Origin of the sequence: Methylophaga sp. UBA5088 (assembly GCF_002414625.1) — a bacterium.
GTDB classification, from domain to species: Bacteria; Pseudomonadota; Gammaproteobacteria; order Nitrosococcales; family Methylophagaceae; genus Methylophaga; species Methylophaga marina.
In genome coordinates this window covers 25166-25468 of the sequence record NZ_DIAC01000036.1, presented here as the reverse complement: position 1 = coordinate 25468, position 303 = coordinate 25166, and the positions used below count along the sequence as shown (strand labels likewise).

1 protein-coding gene is annotated in these 303 nt (G+C 40.6%); it reads right to left on the bottom strand.

Annotated features, from left to right (window positions below; translation table 11 throughout):
• Nucleotides 1-132 precede the first annotated feature (132 nt).
• A partial coding sequence (locus tag B4K20_RS05030) for a tautomerase family protein (protein WP_289282126.1) occupies nucleotides 133-303 on the bottom strand: 171 nt, incomplete at its 5' end.

The window sequence follows — 303 nt, the reverse complement described above, 5'->3', positions numbered from 1 at the left end:
ATCAAATAAAACAATATCGCCTAATTCTTTCTGAGCCAACCATTGCGCCGTGGTCGCTCCCACATTGCCGGCACCATACAGTGCAATTTTATGTTTCACAGTAATACCTTATTAAATCTGGATCTGTTCCATTTACACATTAAGCTTATACTTCAGATCCTTGGCTTCATCGCCTGTCATTCCTCTGAATCCCCACTGATAAGGCGCCTGCTCATGAATGGTAATTTCAATATCATTAGGCGAAATGGCCAGTTGTCCTTCTATTTCACAAAATAAAGACTTGATAAGTTGTTTCTGCGTGTC